The organism is Arcobacter sp. F2176 (genome assembly GCF_004116465.1).
Lineage (GTDB): Bacteria > Campylobacterota > Campylobacteria > Campylobacterales > Arcobacteraceae > Arcobacter > Arcobacter siniprincipis.
The window spans coordinates 119,260-136,682 of record NZ_PDJV01000005.1; the positions used below are offsets into that span (position 1 = coordinate 119,260).

A 17,423-nucleotide genomic window follows, 5' to 3' on the forward strand; every position below is an offset into this window, starting at 1 on the left:
ACAATTTATAAGGAAAAAATTATGGGACCAGAAACATTAGAGAGTCTTCAAAAGCAAGCGATTGCAGAAGTACTTGAAGCTTATCCAGAAAAAGCTAAAAAAAATAGAGCAAAACACTTAGGAGTTGACAATCCAGAAGGTGTTAAAGGTTCTTGTGATACTACAAGAAGTAACAAACAAACTGTACCAGGTGTTATGTCACAAAGAGGTTGTGCATACGCAGGATCTAAAGGGGTTGTTTGGGGACCAATTAAAGATATGATTCATATCTCTCATGGACCAATTGGATGTGGACAATATTCAAGAGGTGGTAGAAGAAATTATTATATCGGTACAACTGGTGTTGATACATTTGTTACAATGAACTTCTCAACTGACTTTAACGAAAAAGATATCGTTTTCGGTGGAGATAAAAAACTTAAAAAAGCATTAGAAGAGATTGATGAATTATTCCCATTAAACAATGGTATTTCAATTCAATCAGAATGTCCAATCGGTCTAATCGGTGATGATATTCAAGCAGTAGCTAAAGTGCATAAAAAAGAGACAGGTCATCAAACTGTTGCTGTATCATGTGAAGGGTTTAGAGGGGTTTCACAATCTCTTGGTCACCACATCGCAAATGATATGATAAGAGATCATGTTATGCCTGATACATCACATAGAAAAGATTTTGAATCAACTCCTTATGATGTAGCAATTATTGGAGATTATAACATCGGGGGAGATGCTTGGTCTACAAGATTAATCTTAGAAGAAATGGGATTAAGAGTTATTGCACAATGGTCTGGTGATGCTACTTATAAAGAGTTAGCAATTGCGCCGAAAGCAAAATTAAACTTACTTCACTGTTATAGATCTATGAACTATATTTCTAGACATATGGAGCAAGAGTTTGGTATACCTTGGATGGAATATAACTTCTTTGGACCAAGTAAAACTACTGAGTCTTTAAGAAAAATTGCTTCATTCTTTGATGAGACAATACAAGCAAAAACTGAAGCTACAATAGCTAAATATACTGCAATGACAGACGCTGTTATTGCTAAATATAAACCAATGTTAGAGGGTAAAAAAGTTATGCTTTATGTTGGTGGATTAAGACCAAGACACGTTATTGGAGCTTATGAAGATTTAGGAATGGAAGTTATTGGTACTGGTTATGAGTTCGGACATGGTGATGATTATAAAAGAACTAAAGAAGATTTAGGAAGATCAACACTTATTTATGATGATGCAAATGAGTATGAGTTAGAAGAATTTGTTAAAAAATTGAGACCTGACTTAGTTGCAGCTGGGGTAAAAGAGAAATATGTATTTCAAAAAATGGGATTACCATTTAGACAAATGCACTCTTGGGATTACAGTGGACCATACCATGGGTATGATGCATTTGCAATTTTTGCGAAAGATATGGATTTAGCTATGAATTCTCCTGTTTGGAATCATACTAAAGCACCATGGGACAAAGAAGAAGTGGGAGCGTAATATGCAAGATTTAGATAATATAGTAAACGGACAAAAACTATTTTTAAAACCTGAATATCAAGAAGTTTTAAAAAATAAAAAAGAATTTGAAGGTTCAATGGGAGCTATCAATCCAGCTAAAGTTGATGAAATCCAAGAATGGACTAAATCATGGGATTATAGAGAAAAAAATCTTGCAAGAGAAGCAATTACTGTTAACCCTGCTAAAGCTTGTCAACCTCTAGGTGCAGTAATGGTAGGTCTTGGTTTTGAAAATACTATGCCTTATGTACATGGAAGCCATGGGTGTGTTGCATACTTTAGAACATATTTTACAAGACACTTTAAAGAACCAACTCCATGTGTTTCTGATTCAATGAGTGAATCTGCAGCGGTATTTGGTGGATTAGCAAATATGAAAGATGGGTTAAGAAACTGTAACGCGTTATATAAGCCTGAAATGATTGCTGTTAGTACAACTTGTATGGCAGAAGTTATCGGTGATGACTTAGGTGCATTTATTATTGGAGCTAAAGAAGAAGCAGAAGGTGAATTAGATGACGTTCTTATTCCTCATGCACATACTCCATCTTTTGTTGGTTCGCATATTACAGGTTACGATAATATGATGAAATCTACTTTAGAGCAATTAAATCCTCCTAAAGCTGAAAAAGTTGATGAAGAGAGAATTAATATTATCCCTGGATTTGAACCATATTTAGGTTCATTAAAAGAGATTAAAAAAATCTCTAAAATGTTCGGTGATAAAATCATAATGATTGGTGACCATGAAGAGCAATGGGATACTGGAGCTGGTGAATATAAATTATATGCTGGTGGAACTAAAATTGAAGATGCTAAAACTGCAGTAAATGCAAAAGCAACTATCTCTTTACAAAAGTATTCTACAATAGCAACTGCTAAAACTATTAAAAACAAATGGAAACAAACTTATGAAACTTGTAATCCAATTGGTTTAAGTGGTACAGACGCATTTGTTATGAAATTAGCAGAATTAACTGGTAAAGAAGTTCCAGAAGAATTAAAACAACAAAGAGCTAGACTTGTTGATGCAATGCAAGATTCTTACCCATATATGCATGGTAAAAAAATCGCAATCTGGGGAGATCCTGATTTCTTATTAGGAATGGTTTCTTTCTTAGTTGAAATGGGAGCAATTCCAACTCATGTTGTATGTCATAATGCACCAAGAAAAAATTGGGAAGCCCAAATGAGAGAAATCTTAGATAAATCAAATAGATCTAGTGAATGTAATATTTGGCCAGGTAAAGATTTATGGGCATTAAGATCATTATTATTCACAGAACCAGTTGATTTCATGATTGGAAATGTTTATGGTAAAGAACTTTACAGAGATACAAAAACTCCACTTATTAGAATTGGGTTCCCAATTTTTGATAGACATCACTTACATAGATACTCAATGAGTGGGTATGAAGGTGGTATCAACCTTTTAACTTGGATTACTAATGGTATCTTAGACCAATTAGATGAAGAGACTAAAGATATTGCCCAAACAGATTATTTCTTCGATTCAGTAAGATAGTCTAACATTATTTCAAATCATATTAAAACCAAGGACTTAGGTTCTTGGTTTTTTAATTTAATCTATACACTTAAAATTATCATCAGTAAATTTAAATATAATTGTAGGATTCATCTTTAAAAAAGGGGACACCTATGAAAAAAGAAGAGTTTAAAAGCCACTTTGAGTTTGCTGAACAGAAATATACTTTTTATGATCTAAAAAAACTTCAAACCTCAGATTTAACAAAAATAAATAAACTTCCCTACTCAATTCGTATCTTATTAGAAAACCTACTTAGGAATTTTGATCAGAAAATGATTACGGAACAAGATATAAAAGAACTTGCTTCTTGGAAAAAGAAATATGAAACTCCATATGAAATTCCATATCATCCAGCAAGAGTTATTATGCAAGATTTTACAGGAATACCTGCAATTGTTGATTTAGCTTCTATGCGAGATGCTATTGCAAAAGAAGGCAAAGATGCATCACTTATCAATCCTTTGGTACCAGTTGATCTTATTGTAGATCACTCTGTACAAGTTGATTTTAATGGAACAGAAGATAGTTTAGATAAAAATGTACAAATGGAATATAAAAGAAATGAAGAAAGATATTCTGTTTTAAAATGGGCTCAAGTAAGTTTTGATAATCTTCGTATTGTTCCTCCAAGATCAGGAATTTGCCATCAAGTAAATCTAGAATATTTAGGACAAATTGTTCAAAGAGAAGAAAAAGATGGAGAGAAAATTGCTTATTGTGACACATTAGTTGGAACTGATTCCCATACAACTATGATAAATTCTATTGGGGTAATGGGTTGGGGAGTAGGTGGAATTGAAGCAGAAGCCGTAATGTTAGGGCAACCTTATTATATGCCAATACCTGAAGTGATAGGACTTCGTTTATCAGGAGAGATAAAGGAAGGAATTACAGGAACGGATGTAGTATTAGCTATAACAAAAATACTTCGTGAATATAAAGTTGTAGAGAAATTTGTTGAAGTATACGGACCAGGACTAAAATCTTTAACATTACCAGATAGAGCCACTATATCTAATATGTCTCCTGAATTTGGTTCAACTATGGCATTTTTCCCAGTAGATGATGAGACTTTACGATATATGAAAGAGACAAATAGAGCAGATCAAGCACAATTTGTTGAAAGTTATACAAAAAACAATATGCTTTTTTATGATGAAGAAAATGAACCTGAATATACAGATACTATTGAATTTGATCTCTCAAGTGTAAAACCAAGTATAGCAGGACCTAAAGAACCACATCAACATTTATTCTTAGACCAATTGCAAAAAACTACAAAAGAAGAAGCAGGAAGTTACAAAAGTGTAGATATAGAACTTGAGACAGAAACAATAGCTTTAAAACAAAGTGATATAGTAATTGCAGCAATTACCAGCTGTACAAATACCTCAAATCCCTTTGTTATGCTAGGAGCTGGTCTTATTGCAAAAAAAGCTGTAGAACTAGGTCTGTCTATAAAACCATATGTTAAAACAAGTTTAGCTCCAGGGTCTAAAGTGGTCACTGACTACTTAAAAAGTGCCCAACTTGATAAATATCTAGATAAATTAGGCTTTAATCTTACAGCTTATGGCTGTACTACTTGTATAGGGAATTCAGGGCCTTTAAAAAAACCTATCAATGATGCTATCATTGAAAATAAACTTTCAGTTGCTTCAGTGCTTTCTGGAAATAGAAACTTTGAAGCCCGAATTCATCCTTATGTAAGACAAAACTATCTAATGTCTCCAATGCTAGTAATGATTTATGCAATAGCAGGAACTGTTGATATTGATTTATACAAAGATCCAATTGCTTTTGATAAAAATGAAAATCCTATTTTTATGAAAGATTTATGGCCTCAAAATGATGAAGTAAGAGAACTAATTAATAAAAATGTTACTAGTGAACAATATAAACAAAGATATGCACAGATTTTACAAGGTGATGAAAATTGGAAAAGTTTACCAATAACTAAATCAGATACTTATAAATGGATTGAAAAGTCAAGCTATATTAAAAAAGCACCTTTTTTTGATAATTTTACTTTAAATACAACAAAAAAAGAAGATATTCAAAAAGCTAAAATATTAGCAATGTTTGGAGATACTGTAACTACAGATCATATCTCTCCTGCAGGAATAATTCCACCTGAGTATCCAGCAGGTAAATACTTACAAGAAGAAGGAATAAAAGTTGAAGAGTTTAACTCTTATGGTTCAAGAAGAGGAAATCATGAAGTAATGATGAGAGGAACATTTGCTAATGTTCGTATAAATAATAATCTTGTTTATCCAAAAGAGGGTGGTTTTTCAAAATATATGCCAAACGAAGAAGAAGATTATATCTACAATATTGCGATGAAATACAAACAAGAAAAGAGTGCAAGTGTTATTTTAGCAGGAAAAGAGTACGGAACAGGTAGTTCAAGAGACTGGGCAGCAAAAGGAACATCACTTTTAGGAGTAAGCGCAGTAATTGCTCAAAGTTACGAACGAATCCATAGAAGTAATCTTGTAGGTATGGGTGTCTTGCCTTTACAATTTATAGATACAAGCTGGAAAGACTTAGGATTAGATGGAAGTGAAACAATCGATATCTTAGAAATAAGTGAGATAACTCCAAGAACTATTCTACAAGTAAAAGCATATAAAACAAATGGGAAAGTATTGGAATTCCAAGTATTATGTCGCCTTGATACGCAAATAGAAGTTGAATATTATAAAAACAACGGTATTTTAGAATATGTATTAAGAAAAATAATAAAAGAGAAGTAATTCATTATATATTAAAGTATATAACGGTATGCTTCTTGCATATTGTTTATTGATTTTCATATTTTTATGATTATCGCTATATATATTAATATATAAGGAGTCCTTTTGGAATTTCGACCATCTTTGACTTTGTTAAATTCTGACACAACTTTTTTATTAGAAAAAAGGATACAACTTCTAGTAGCTATTGAACGAATAGAATCAATAATTAAAGCTACAAAAGCACATCAAAAGATTTTAACACATTTAACAAAAATGACTGATTTTCTTACAAGAGCTCTTAAATCTATCCAAAGGATGGTTATGCAAATAAGTGCAAGAAATCAAATTCAAGGGAAAGTTGAACATATAGAACAAGGAAAAGTAAACTCCTGTGTTTTTGTTAAACTTAAAAGCGGTTATTCGCTTGTTAGTGTGATTACAAATAGTGCGGTTGAATCATTATCTTTAAAAAATGATAATGATGTAATAGCAATATTCAAATCAAGTTCAGTTTTATTAACAGCTGATTTAACACTAAATATTAGTGCAAGAAACAAATTTCAAGGTGAAGTTATCAAAATAACCACAGGGGAAGTAAACTCTGAGATTATTATTGATATTGGTGGAGATACAATTACTTCTGTAATTACAACAGAGGCAGCAAAATTTTTAGACATAAGAATTGGAAAAAAGATGAGTGCTGTAATTAAATCTTCAGATATTATGATAGGAAAATAAGGAAATAATATGAAAAAAATTATCTTAGGAATATTAGTTGTAAGTTTAAGTTTATTTGCAGGACAAATCAATATTGCAGTTGCTGCAAATGTAAGTTATGCAATTGGTGATTTGATTAATGAGTTTAATAAAACAAATCCAGATACAAAAGTAAATGTTACACTTGGAAGTAGTGGAAAACTAACGGCACAAATTAAAAATGGTGCCCCTTATAATATTTTGATGGCTGCAAATATGAAATATCCAGAAGCTTTATATAGTGATAAGATTGCTATTACAAAACCAGTTATTTATGCACAAGGAAGTTTAGCAATTTTAAGTATTAAAAAACTAGATATGTCAAAAGGAATAAATCTAGCAAATGACAGTTCAGTAAATAAAATTGCTATTGCAAATCCAAAAACTGCCCCTTATGGGAAAGCTGCAGTTGAAGCTATGAAAAATGCAAAAATTTATGACGAAGTTGTAAAAAAATATGTTTATGCCGAATCTATCTCACAAACAGTAACTTATGCCACAACTGCAACTGATATAGGATTTATTGCAAAATCATCTTTATATAGTCCAAAAATGAGTATGTATAAAGAAGGAGTAAACTGGGTAGATGTAAATCCAAAACTTTATACTCCTATTAATCAAGGAATTGTTATTATAAAAAATGCAAAAGACAATAAAGAAGCAAAAGCATTTTATGACTTTATATTAAGTGCAGATGCAAAAAAAATATTTAACAAATTTGGATATTTAGTACCATGAATAAAATAGAAGCTATCATATCTCAAATAGACAATATTGATAATCTCAATATTGTGCAATTTGATTTTTCAGGAATTAAACTCAAAATGATGAGTTTAGATCTTAATGAAAATATTAAAATCGGTCAAAAAGTTATATTAGTGGCAAAAGCTACAAATATTATCTTGGCAAGAGATTTTGAAGGTATGATTAGTTTCTCTAATCAAATAAAAGCAAAGATTGAAAGTATAGAAGAGGGTAAACTCCTTTGTAGTGTGACAATAAAAGCTAAAAATTCATATTTCCAATCAATTATAACCCAAGCAAGTGCAAAAAAAATGAATCTAAAAAAAGATGATGAAATTAATATTTTTATAAAAGCAAGTGATTTATCTATTGAGGAAGTAATAAATGTTTGAAACCCTGAAAGCTATAGAATTTGGTCCCTTTATACTCTCATTTAAATTAGCATTTATTACAACTTTAATTTTATTTGTGATTTCATTACCTCTTTCTTGGTATCTCTCACAAACAAAATCAAGATTGAAACCTTTTTTAGAAGCAATTACAGCTCTTCCAATAGTTTTACCTCCTTCTGTTCTAGGGTTTTATATTTTGTGGGCTTTATCTTATAATTCTCCAATAGGTGCCTTTTTTGAAAATACTCTTGGAGTAAAACTAGTATTCAATTTTTATGGGCTTGTAATTGCTAGTTGTTTTTATAGTCTACCTTTTATGGTTCAACCCTTACAAAGTGGTTTTGAAAGTATTAGTAAAAATATGATTGAAGCTAGTTATATTTGTGGAAAAGGGAAAATAAAAACTTTATTAAAAGTAGCCTTACCAAATATAAAACCAGCTCTTCTTACAGCAATAATTGTAACCTTCGCACATACAGTAGGAGAGTTTGGAGTTGTTCTTATGGTAGGAGGAAGTATTCCAGGTGAGACAAAAGTAGCTTCAGTTGCTATATATGAAATGGTAGAAATAATGGATTATAAAAGTGCCCATATTTATAGTGCTATTATGGTAATAATAAGCTTTTTAGTACTTCTTAGTGTTTATATCTTCAATGGCAGAAATAACAAAAAGTTTGGGATATAGGTTATGATAAAAATAGATATTTTTAAAAAACTACATGGTTCAGATGGACAGATGAATTTGGATGTAAATTTAGAGATTAATGAGGGTGATTTTATTGCATTAGCAGGATTGAGCGGGAGTGGTAAAACTACACTTTTAAGAATACTTGCAGGTCTAGAAGAAGCCAAAGGTGAGATAAAAATAGGTGAAAGCTATTGGCAAAATGAATCAATTTTTCTAGCTCCACAAAAAAGAGAAATAGGTTTTGTTTTCCAAGACTATGCACTATTTCCAAATATGAGTGTGATAGATAATCTTTTATTTGTAAAAAAAGATAAAGACTTAGCAATAAAACTTTTAAAATTAACCGAAATGCAAGAGTTAAAAAATAGATTACCTAACACTTTAAGTGGTGGACAAAAACAAAGAGTTAGCCTTTGTCGAGCACTAATGAATAAACCAAAACTTTTACTTATGGATGAGCCTTTATCAGCCTTAGACCCTCAAATGAGAGTAAAACTACAACAAGAGATATTAACACTTCACAAAGAGTTTAATACAACCACAATAATGGTAAGTCATGATCCAAGTGAAATGTATAGATTATCAAATAGAGTTATAGTTTTAAATCAAGGTTTAGTTATAAATGATGGAAAAGCTAAAGATATTTTATTAAAAACAAGTGGTTCTCAAAAATTCTCATTTGAGGGAGAATTACTTGATATTATAAAAGTTGATGTTATTCAAGTAGCAATTGTATCAATAGGTCAACAGCTTGTGGAGGTTGTTATAAGTAATGATGAAGCAAAAAATTTAAATATAGGACAAAAAGTTTTAGTAAGTACAAAAGCTTTTGCCCCATTAATAAAACAGATTTAAAATAAAAGGATAAAAATATGTTCATTCTAACAGATAATGAACTTCAACAATATATAAATGATGATATACCTTACTTTGATTTAACCACTTATCTTCAAGGACAATCAAATAAGAAAGCAAAATTAAGTATCTTTACTAGAGAAGATATTATTGTCTCTTGTAGTGAAGAAGCAAAAAGAATTGCTGAGCTTTTAAATTGCAAAGTGAAAAGTTTTGTTCCATCAAAAACTTTTATAAAACAAAATGATGTAATTTTGGAGTTTATTGGTAAATATGAAGATGTTCATAAGGCATGGAAAGTTTGTCAAGTATTATTAGAATATAGTTGTAAGATGGCAAGTAATACTAATAAAATGAAAAAAGAAATAGAAAGCGTAAATAAAACTTGTGAACTTTTATCCACTAGAAAAAGTTTTCCTTTTGCAAAAAAATTATGTATAAAATCAATTATAATAGGTGGAGCTACACCACATCGTTTAGGATTAAGTGAAAGTATTCTTCTTTTCCCTCAACACAGAATAGTTTATAAAAATGAAAAAGACTTTTTAAATGATATAAAAAGATTAAAACAAAAAACCCCAGAGAAAAAAATAGTAATAGAAACTGAAACATATGAAGATGCAATAATTCTAATGCAAAATGAAGTAGATGTAATTCAAATTGATAAAATAAAAATTCCTATATTAAAAAAAATCATTCAATATAAAAATGAGAATTTTCCAAGCGTAAGCATCTTAGCTGCAGGTGGAATAAATTTATCAAATGTAAAAGAATATGCCTCTTTAGGCGTTGACGGTATAGTTTCAAGTGCTATGTACTCAAGTGGTATGGCAGATTTTGGAAGTAAAATGAAATTACTTCCAAAAGAAAATTAAACTTTATACTCTCCTAAATACTTACCTTTTGTATCTATGATATGCACAGCACATGCTAAACATGGATCAAAAGAGTGTAGGACTTTTAAAACCTCAAGAGGTTTTTCTAAATCTTTTATTTTGATTCCAACTAAAGCCTCTTCATATGCACCTCTAATACCATCACTATTTTTTGGAGTTGCATTCCAAGTTGTTGGAGCTATGATTTGATAATTTTTAATTTTGGCATTTTCTATATTTATACTATGAAGTAAAACTCCTCTTGGAACTTCTAAGAAAACATACCCACTTGCATCTTTTTTTAGCTCTTCAAAATTGTATCTGTCCCAAGTATTTGTATCATAGTATTTAATATTTTGAATTAAATTTGAAACTAGTTTAAAAATATATTCACAAATATATTGACTCTCAATTGCCCTTGCACAATTTCTTCCAACAGTTGAATTTAAATCTTCAAGACTCAAAGAGGTCTCTTTTAAAAACTCATCAACAAAAGAGTTTATGGCAGTATTATTGTTTAAATAACTAATAATAAGTCTTGCAATTGGACCTGTTTCCATAGTCTTGCCATCATATCGGGGAGCTTTTATCCAAGAATATTTGTCATCTTTATTTTTAGTTTTTAAAGTACCATCTTCATTTAAATCAGTATAAAAAGGTTCTTGTTTTGCATCATCACTATACCAAGCTCTTTGAACTTCTTCTTTTATTTTGTTGGCATCAAATTCTTGTATATTTGATAAATCTTGTTCAAATATAACTCCACCAGAAAAAAGTTTCATCTCTTTATTTATAGGGTAACCACCCACACTTAAAAAGTTACCTATTGTTTTTCCACTTTTCGATTTTATCTCATCTTTATAGGCAATTGCTAATAATTTCATATCAGGTAAATAAGCTCGATTTATAAAATCACTTGCCTCTTTTATTACAAAAATGAAGTCATTGAGTCTTTGGGGATTTAGCATATCTGCAACACTTGTAATACCACCTACAACCAAAGATTGAGGATGGGGAGTTTTACCTCCAAAAATTGCTATGGCTTTTGAGATTTTTGTTTGAAATTGTAAGGCTTCAAAATAGTGGGATAATAAAATTAAATTTTGTTCACTACTTAATTTATAATCACTATGCCCCCAATATCCACTATTAAAAGGCCCTAATCTTCCAGCATCTATAAAGTTTTGAAGCTTTTCTAAAACTGCTTCATAATGTGTATTTGAGTTTCTAAATGGTTTTTCACAATACTTATGAGCCTCTTTTGTTGTCTCTTTTGGATTTGCCTTTAAGGCACTTAGGACATCAACAAAATCAAGCAAATGTAACTGATAAAAATGTACCACGTGGTCTTGAATAAATAAAGCCATAGACATCAAATCTCTTATTATCCTAGCATTTTCTGGGATACTCAAAGAATAAGCACTTTCTACTGCTCCAATAGCTCCTCTAAAGTGAGAATTTGTACAAACTCCACAAACTCTTCCTGCTAGAAGTCCTGCATCTCTTGGGTCTCTATTTTGTAAAATAATTTCAATACCTCGAAAAAGTTGTCCGCTTACATAAGCTTCTTTTACAATACCATTTTCATCAACTTCTACTTCAGCTCTTAAATGCCCCTCAATTCTAGTAATGGGATCAATAACAATTTTTTTCATTATTTTTCATCCTCTTTTTCTTTATATACTCTCTCATTTGCAAATTTATCAAAAAATCCAAGTTCAGTACACCCCATACAGCCATGCCCAACTTGTACCGGCCAACTTGTTCCTTGATTAAACTTCATAGATGGGCAATTTACATTAGCAAATGGACCTTTACAACCCATCTCAAAAAGACACCAACCATTTTTTGCCCCATCATCTCCCCATTCTTTTACAAATTCGCCAAGTTCATAATGACCTCTTCTTTCACAATTATCATGAACCCTTTGTTCATAAGCCCATAAAGGACGGTTAAATTTATCCAAAGCTGGTATTTCTTCAAACATCATATATGAAAGCAAGGTTCCTACTATATTTATAGGATTTGTGGGACAGCCTGTGATATTTATAATATCATCTCTATTTAAAGCTTGAGCCACTCCAACAGCACCTGTTGGATTTGGATAGGCAGATACTACTCCTCCATCAAAAGCACATGAACCAACTGCTAATACGAGTGCTGCATCTTTTGCACATTTTTTTAAAAGCTCAACTCCTGTTTCACCTTTTTTCCCTATTCGTAAATACTTTCCATCAAGACCTAAAGAAACTGCACCTTCAACTATCAAGACATATTTTCCTTTATCATTTTTGATTATATTTTCTAAGATAGTCTCACTCTCATCACCACTTGCACTCATAAGTAACTCATGATAATCTAAAGAGATATAATCAAATATCAAGTCTTCTAATACTGGATTTGATGATTTTATAAAGGCTTCACTATTCCCGCTACAATCACTTAACTCCAACCAAATAATTGGAATCTTATTTAAATTTTTAATTCCCTCACTTACAACATCTTCAAAGGCTGGGTTTAATTTCATACTAGCTGTTACCATAGAGATCCAACTATTAATTTCACTTTTACCCATATCAAGCATTTTTAGTGCCGATTCTAAATTATTTTCATCCATATTATTTTTTGGATGTAGTTTTTTAAACTTCTCAATACTTCTTTGACTTCTTTTTAATTCTTCTTCTAATCTTAGCTCTTCAGGAGTTTTTTTAGGAGTATCATAATCTATTAAATGTTGTGAATCCAAAATAATATCATCTATCTCTTTTTTACATCTTCCACAAACTCTTCCTGCTTCACTGAACTCTTTTAATGAAGAAAAAGAGTCAATCTTACATGAAATCACAAGATCTTTTAAATCCTCATAATAAATATGTTTACACGCACAAACTAATTTTCCTCTTGGGCTTAATTCTCTATTTTCATATAAATAGTTTAAATCTATCTCATCCTTTTCATTTATAACTTTTTCTAAATATGCTGTATCAATATTTGAATTAATTCCGATAAATCTTATTAGCTTTTTATCTTTTAAGAAGTATTCATCAACTCTTTTTTTATCTATTGATTCAATAACAACCTTTTCAAAACCTTTATCAAAATCTGATGAGCAAATTTCAACTAAAGTAAAATCCCCAATTTTAAGCATATCAACTGCAGTATCAAGTTCAAAGTTAATAATATCTTTTTGAAAGATATGAGATATTGCTACATTTGCTTGGGTTGTACACTCTTTTACGTGACCTGCTACAAAATTATCTTTTACAACTTCAGCACACTCTCCAACTGCATAGATATTTTTATCACTACTTTGCATAAACTCATTTACTAAAATACCTTTGTTTACATCAATAAATTTTTCAAAAGGTTTTGCATTTGCTTTTATTCCTATTCCAAAAACAATAAAAGGATTTTTTATATTTAATTTTTTTGTTTTTAAAACTTCGATTTTATTATTTTTGATTTTGCATTCAACAATCTCATCTTCATAAGAGATTCTTGCTTTTTTATTTTTTAAAAAACTATTTTCCATTATTTGCATAGATTCAGCAGATATATATTTATCGTATAAGTGTCTACTTCTTATGAGTAAAGTTATACTTTTTACATCAGCCATTTCATTTAAAGTATCAAGTAGTTCCAAAGCAATGGGTCCACTTCCCACAAGAACTACTTCATTTGTTTTACAATATTGTTCTATTTTCTTACAATCATTTACATTTCTAAAAACAGAGACATTTTCTAAAGTTGTATCTAGAAGAGTTATAGGAGTAGAGCCTGTGGCAATTATAAGTTTGTCATAGTCATAAGTTTTATCATTTGAAAAGACTTGTTTTTTATCTTTATTGATATTTGAAATAGTTTGCTTAAGTTGTAAGTTCACAGAACTATTTAGTTCAAGCTTTATATTCTCAACATCATTATTAGATTCAATTAATCTACAAAGATGTATCCTATCATAAGGGATATATTCTTCATCACTAAGAATAGTAACACTACATGATGAATCTACATTTAAAATATTATTTGCTAAATAAACTGCGGCAATTCCTCCACCTATAATAATTATCTTCATTTGACATCTCTTTTTTATGGATTACATTAATAATAGCAAAATATAAGTTACTCTTTAATTACATAAACCCATGATTTTTAGGGAACACTTCTTGCATATATATTAGTCAACCTTTTGTAGTTAAATTTTAAAGAGTAAAATTTACCCAATTTTACTCTTTTTTTACAAAGGAATTGAATAAGGAAAAGTATTTATGACAGAAGCAACTTTAGAAGCAACTCATAATTTTGCAAAAAAGTTTTCATCTTACAAAGAGTTTTATATCAAAAGTAATGACCTGATTTTTTCAAAACTTGGTCTTGGAACTTTTAACAAAGAACCTTACAAAGAAGAGAATTATGTTTTTCATTATATTGAGGGTGTAAAAGAAGCTGTTAAAAATGGCATAAACCTAATAGATTCTGCAAGTAATTATAGATATGGGCAAAGTGAAAAAGAGATTGGTATTGCATTAAAAGAACTTTTTGAAGAGAAAATAGTTACAAGGGAAGAACTAATTATTTGTTCAAAGGGTGGTTTTATTCAACTTGAATATCCATTTCCAAAGAATCCATATACTTGGATTGAAGATAATATTATCAATACAAAACTTGCTACAAAAGAAGATATTGAACTAGACCAACACTGTTTGAGTGCTGATTTTATAGAGTGGTCATGTAAAAAATCTTTAGAAAATATGGGTATTGATAAATTTGATATTTACTATTTACATAATCCAGAAATTCAAATACAAAAAAATGGATATAAAAAATTTCTAAAGAAAGTTGAGTCTATTTTTAAACGATTTGAAAAAATGATAACAATGGGCTTTATCAAATACTATGGAGTTGCTGTTTGGAATGGATTTAGTGATAAATCTACAGGTGAACATATCAACCTAGAAGATTTAGTAGAAATTGCACTAAAAGTTGGGGGAGAAAATCACCATTTCAAATATATTCAAACTCCTTTTAATATTGCAAAAACAAACATATATACAATGCCAACACAAACAGTAAAAGGTGAAGAATGTACACTTTTACAAGCAGCATATAGACTAAAAATTGATGTTATTAGTAGTTCTTCTTTACTTCAAATGAATCTATTTAAAAAGTCATTTAAAGCTGAAACTGGTTACTTATTGGATAATAAAATGGTTCTAGAAAATGATATTCAATTAGCGCTTCAATTTGTAAGATCAACACCTGGAATTATAAGTTCACTTTTTGCTTCAAAAGTACCTGTTCATATAAAAAGTAATCTAAGAATTACAGAAATAAAAACAACTCCAAGAGCACACTACGACTTAATGTATAGAGTATAATATGATTTATGATGTAGTTGTAGTGGGTGGTGGTATCGCTGGACTTATGGCAGCAATAGAAGCCAAAAAAGTTGATAATACTGTAGCTCTCATCACAAAAGGAAATATCTTCAAATCAAATTCTGCCATGGCAAGTGGTGGAATAAATGCAGTTTTAAACTCTAAAGATTCTTATGCAATAAATTCTCATATTGATGATACTTTCAAATCATCAAAAGGTCTAGCAGATATAAATGCCATAAGTTATATGTGTAAAAATGCTTCTAATATAATCTCAAAACTTGAAGATTATGGAGTAAATTTTGATAAAGATGAAAAGGGAAATATTTTACAAAGACCTTTTGGTGGAGGCTCAGCAAATAGAACTTGTTATGTGGGAGATAAAACTGGCTTTGCTATAACTCAAGCACTTATAAAAAAAGCAAAAGAAGTAGGTATAAGCTTTTTGGTAAATACTTATGTACTAAACCTAGCTAGCCATGGAAACGCTATTTCTGGGGTAGTTTGTCTAAGAAGATTAGATACTTCTATTTTAGTATATCCAGCAAAAACTGTAGTTCTTGCAGGTGGTGGGTATGCTGGAATATTTAGAGGAAACTCTACCAATGCACAAGATTATACGGGTGATTTATTAGCTGTTTGTTTAAGAGCTGGATTAGTTCTAAAAGATATGGAATTTATGCAATTTCATCCAACAGGAATAGCAAAAACAAATTACCTAGTAACTGAAGCTGCTAGAGCTGAAGGTGGATTTTTAATAAATAGTAATGGTGAGAGATTCATCAATGAGCTTGAGACAAGAGATAAAATTGCAAAAGCAATACTTGAACAACAAAACAATGGAAAAGAAGTATTTATTGACTTAAGACATTTAGGATATGAAAAAATTCAAGAAAAACTACCATCACTTTTTAATGCTGCTTATAATCAAGTTGGAATAGACATTAGCAAAGAGTTATTAAAAATAAAACCTGTAGCCCATTATAGTATGGGTGGGGTTGATACAAATATGGGTGAGACTTCTATAAAAGGACTTTTTATCTGTGGAGAAATGGCTTCAAATGGAGTACATGGAGCAAATAGACTTGGAGGAAATTCTCTTTTAGAGGGAACTATCTTTGGGGAACTAGTGGGTAAAAAAGCTTATGAATATACTCACTACAAAGAGTATTTACCAATTGATTATAATATTGTTATAAGAGATATTCAAAATATAGATAAAATTTTCGAAGGTGATACTACAAAAAATTTCAATGCAATTAGAATCTCATTAGGAAAAGTTTTATTTGAAAAAGTAGGGATTATACGTTCTGAAGAGAGTTTGATTAAAGCCTTTGATTATGTAAAATATCTAAGAAGAGAGTCATATTCCCTTCATTGTATAAATAAAGAAAAGACTAATAATGTTGAACTAATTTCCATATTGGAACTTAGAAATGCCCTTGAAATATCAGAAGCGATAATACTTTCAGCACAAAAAAGAAAAGAGAGTAGAGGTGCTCATTTTAGAGAAGATTATCCAAGTGAAGATGAAAATCTAAAAAAACACATCTTAATAAAAGAGGTTCAAAAAGGTTACTTTAGATTAAGATATGAGGATAATTCATTGATTACAAAAATAAGAAATCTATTTATAAATAGATTGGATTAAATTAAAAAAAGGAGAAGAAAATGGCAAAAGTAATGTTAAGAGAAAATGAGGGCAAAATATATTTTTATTTTGCGAAAAAAGATATGGAAGAGATTATAGAATCTGTAGAGTTTGATAGTGAAGAAAATTGGGGTGGAGAGTGTGAACTTTCAAATGGTGAAACATGGTGGATTCAACCAGGTCCAAAGAATTTACCAAAAGAAGAAGTTTGTAAAAAACTTACTAACTAAGACCCGCTTGTATATAAAATATACAAAATAATATATGAATTTGTATTCAGTATGT

At 30.2% G+C, this 17,423-nt stretch carries 14 protein-coding genes; 12 read left to right on the top strand and 2 right to left on the bottom strand.

Annotated features, from left to right (window positions below; translation table 11 throughout):
• The first annotated feature begins 21 nt into the window (after positions 1-21).
• From nifD to modD, 9 genes are all read left to right on the top strand, one after another.
• On the top strand, positions 22-1,488 hold the full coding sequence (gene nifD, locus CRU95_RS06595; RefSeq protein ID WP_129100355.1) for a nitrogenase molybdenum-iron protein alpha chain: 1,467 nt from the start codon (positions 22-24) through the stop codon (positions 1,486-1,488).
• A 1-nt stretch (position 1,489) separates the two neighbouring features.
• A complete protein-coding gene (gene nifK / locus CRU95_RS06600; RefSeq protein WP_129100356.1) occupies positions 1,490-3,034 on the top strand; it encodes a nitrogenase molybdenum-iron protein subunit beta in 1,545 nt (514 codons plus the stop codon).
• Between the two features lie 134 nt (positions 3,035-3,168).
• Positions 3,169-5,817, top strand: coding sequence for an aconitate hydratase AcnA (gene acnA / locus CRU95_RS06605; protein WP_129100357.1), 2,649 nt, complete (start codon positions 3,169-3,171; stop codon positions 5,815-5,817).
• Positions 5,818-5,922: 105 nt separating this feature from the next.
• Positions 5,923-6,537 carry a molybdopterin-binding protein gene (locus CRU95_RS06610; protein WP_129100358.1) on the top strand — a complete coding sequence of 205 codons (615 nt, stop codon included), beginning with the start codon at positions 5,923-5,925 and terminating at the stop codon, positions 6,535-6,537.
• A 9-nt stretch (positions 6,538-6,546) separates the two neighbouring features.
• A complete protein-coding gene (gene modA, locus CRU95_RS06615; RefSeq protein ID WP_129100359.1) occupies positions 6,547-7,293 on the top strand; it encodes a molybdate ABC transporter substrate-binding protein in 747 nt (248 codons plus the stop codon).
• Positions 7,290-7,691 (top strand): molybdopterin-binding protein, encoded by a 402-nt coding sequence (locus tag CRU95_RS06620; protein WP_129100360.1) that lies wholly within the window; start codon positions 7,290-7,292, stop codon positions 7,689-7,691. Before modA ends, CRU95_RS06620 begins: the two co-directional genes overlap by 4 nt.
• On the top strand, positions 7,684-8,376 hold the full coding sequence (modB, locus tag CRU95_RS06625; RefSeq protein WP_129100361.1) for a molybdate ABC transporter permease subunit: 693 nt from the start codon (positions 7,684-7,686) through the stop codon (positions 8,374-8,376). The genes CRU95_RS06620 and modB overlap by 8 nt, the downstream gene beginning before the upstream one ends.
• Before the next feature lie 3 nt (positions 8,377-8,379).
• On the top strand, positions 8,380-9,234 hold the full coding sequence (locus CRU95_RS06630; RefSeq protein WP_129100362.1) for an ABC transporter ATP-binding protein: 855 nt from the start codon (positions 8,380-8,382) through the stop codon (positions 9,232-9,234).
• Positions 9,235-9,251: 17 nt separating this feature from the next.
• Positions 9,252-10,109 carry a ModD protein gene (modD, locus tag CRU95_RS06635; protein ID WP_129100363.1) on the top strand — a complete coding sequence of 286 codons (858 nt, stop codon included), beginning with the start codon at positions 9,252-9,254 and terminating at the stop codon, positions 10,107-10,109.
• On the opposite strand, the gene CRU95_RS06640 is transcribed toward modD, so the two are convergent.
• Positions 10,106-11,764 carry a nickel-dependent hydrogenase large subunit gene (locus CRU95_RS06640; RefSeq protein WP_129100364.1) on the bottom strand — a complete coding sequence of 553 codons (1,659 nt, stop codon included), beginning with the start codon at positions 11,762-11,764 and terminating at the stop codon, positions 10,106-10,108. The two genes, modD and CRU95_RS06640, sit on opposite strands and share 4 nt — an antisense overlap.
• Positions 11,764-14,184, bottom strand: coding sequence for a hydrogenase small subunit (locus CRU95_RS06645; protein WP_129100365.1), 2,421 nt, complete (start codon positions 14,182-14,184; stop codon positions 11,764-11,766). The genes CRU95_RS06640 and CRU95_RS06645 overlap by 1 nt, the downstream gene beginning before the upstream one ends.
• 193 nt (positions 14,185-14,377) lie before the next feature.
• Here CRU95_RS06645 and CRU95_RS06650 point away from each other — a divergent pair, with 193 nt between their 5' ends.
• Genes CRU95_RS06650 through nifT form a run of 3 tightly spaced genes read left to right on the top strand, consistent with a single transcriptional unit; the run spans position 14,378 to position 17,368 of the window.
• Positions 14,378-15,487: an aldo/keto reductase gene (locus tag CRU95_RS06650; RefSeq protein WP_129100366.1), complete on the top strand. Its 1,110-nt coding sequence runs from the start codon at positions 14,378-14,380 to the stop codon at positions 15,485-15,487.
• A gap of 1 nt (position 15,488) precedes the next feature.
• Positions 15,489-17,138, top strand: coding sequence for an L-aspartate oxidase (locus CRU95_RS06655; RefSeq protein ID WP_129100367.1), 1,650 nt, complete (start codon positions 15,489-15,491; stop codon positions 17,136-17,138).
• Positions 17,139-17,158: 20 nt separating this feature from the next.
• Entirely contained in the window at positions 17,159-17,368 is a 210-nt protein-coding gene (nifT, locus tag CRU95_RS06660) for a putative nitrogen fixation protein NifT (RefSeq protein WP_129100368.1), read from the top strand.
• Positions 17,369-17,423: the final 55 nt, after the last annotated feature.

Coding starts and splice junctions, on each gene's coding strand:
- modA (WP_129100359.1), top strand. CDS start 6,547: ATGAAAAAAATTATCTTAGGAATATTAGTTGTAAGTTTAAGTTTATTT.
- nifT (WP_129100368.1), top strand. CDS start 17,159: ATGGCAAAAGTAATGTTAAGAGAAAATGAGGGCAAAATATATTTTTAT.
- nifK (WP_129100356.1), top strand. CDS start 1,490: ATGCAAGATTTAGATAATATAGTAAACGGACAAAAACTATTTTTAAAA.
- CRU95_RS06620 (WP_129100360.1), top strand. CDS start 7,290: ATGAATAAAATAGAAGCTATCATATCTCAAATAGACAATATTGATAAT.
- nifD (WP_129100355.1), top strand. CDS start 22: ATGGGACCAGAAACATTAGAGAGTCTTCAAAAGCAAGCGATTGCAGAA.
- CRU95_RS06650 (WP_129100366.1), top strand. CDS start 14,378: ATGACAGAAGCAACTTTAGAAGCAACTCATAATTTTGCAAAAAAGTTT.
- modB (WP_129100361.1), top strand. CDS start 7,684: ATGTTTGAAACCCTGAAAGCTATAGAATTTGGTCCCTTTATACTCTCA.
- CRU95_RS06640 (WP_129100364.1), bottom strand. CDS start 11,764: ATGAAAAAAATTGTTATTGATCCCATTACTAGAATTGAGGGGCATTTA.
- CRU95_RS06630 (WP_129100362.1), top strand. CDS start 8,380: ATGATAAAAATAGATATTTTTAAAAAACTACATGGTTCAGATGGACAG.
- CRU95_RS06655 (WP_129100367.1), top strand. CDS start 15,489: ATGATTTATGATGTAGTTGTAGTGGGTGGTGGTATCGCTGGACTTATG.
- acnA (WP_129100357.1), top strand. CDS start 3,169: ATGAAAAAAGAAGAGTTTAAAAGCCACTTTGAGTTTGCTGAACAGAAA.
- CRU95_RS06645 (WP_129100365.1), bottom strand. CDS start 14,184: ATGAAGATAATTATTATAGGTGGAGGAATTGCCGCAGTTTATTTAGCA.
- modD (WP_129100363.1), top strand. CDS start 9,252: ATGTTCATTCTAACAGATAATGAACTTCAACAATATATAAATGATGAT.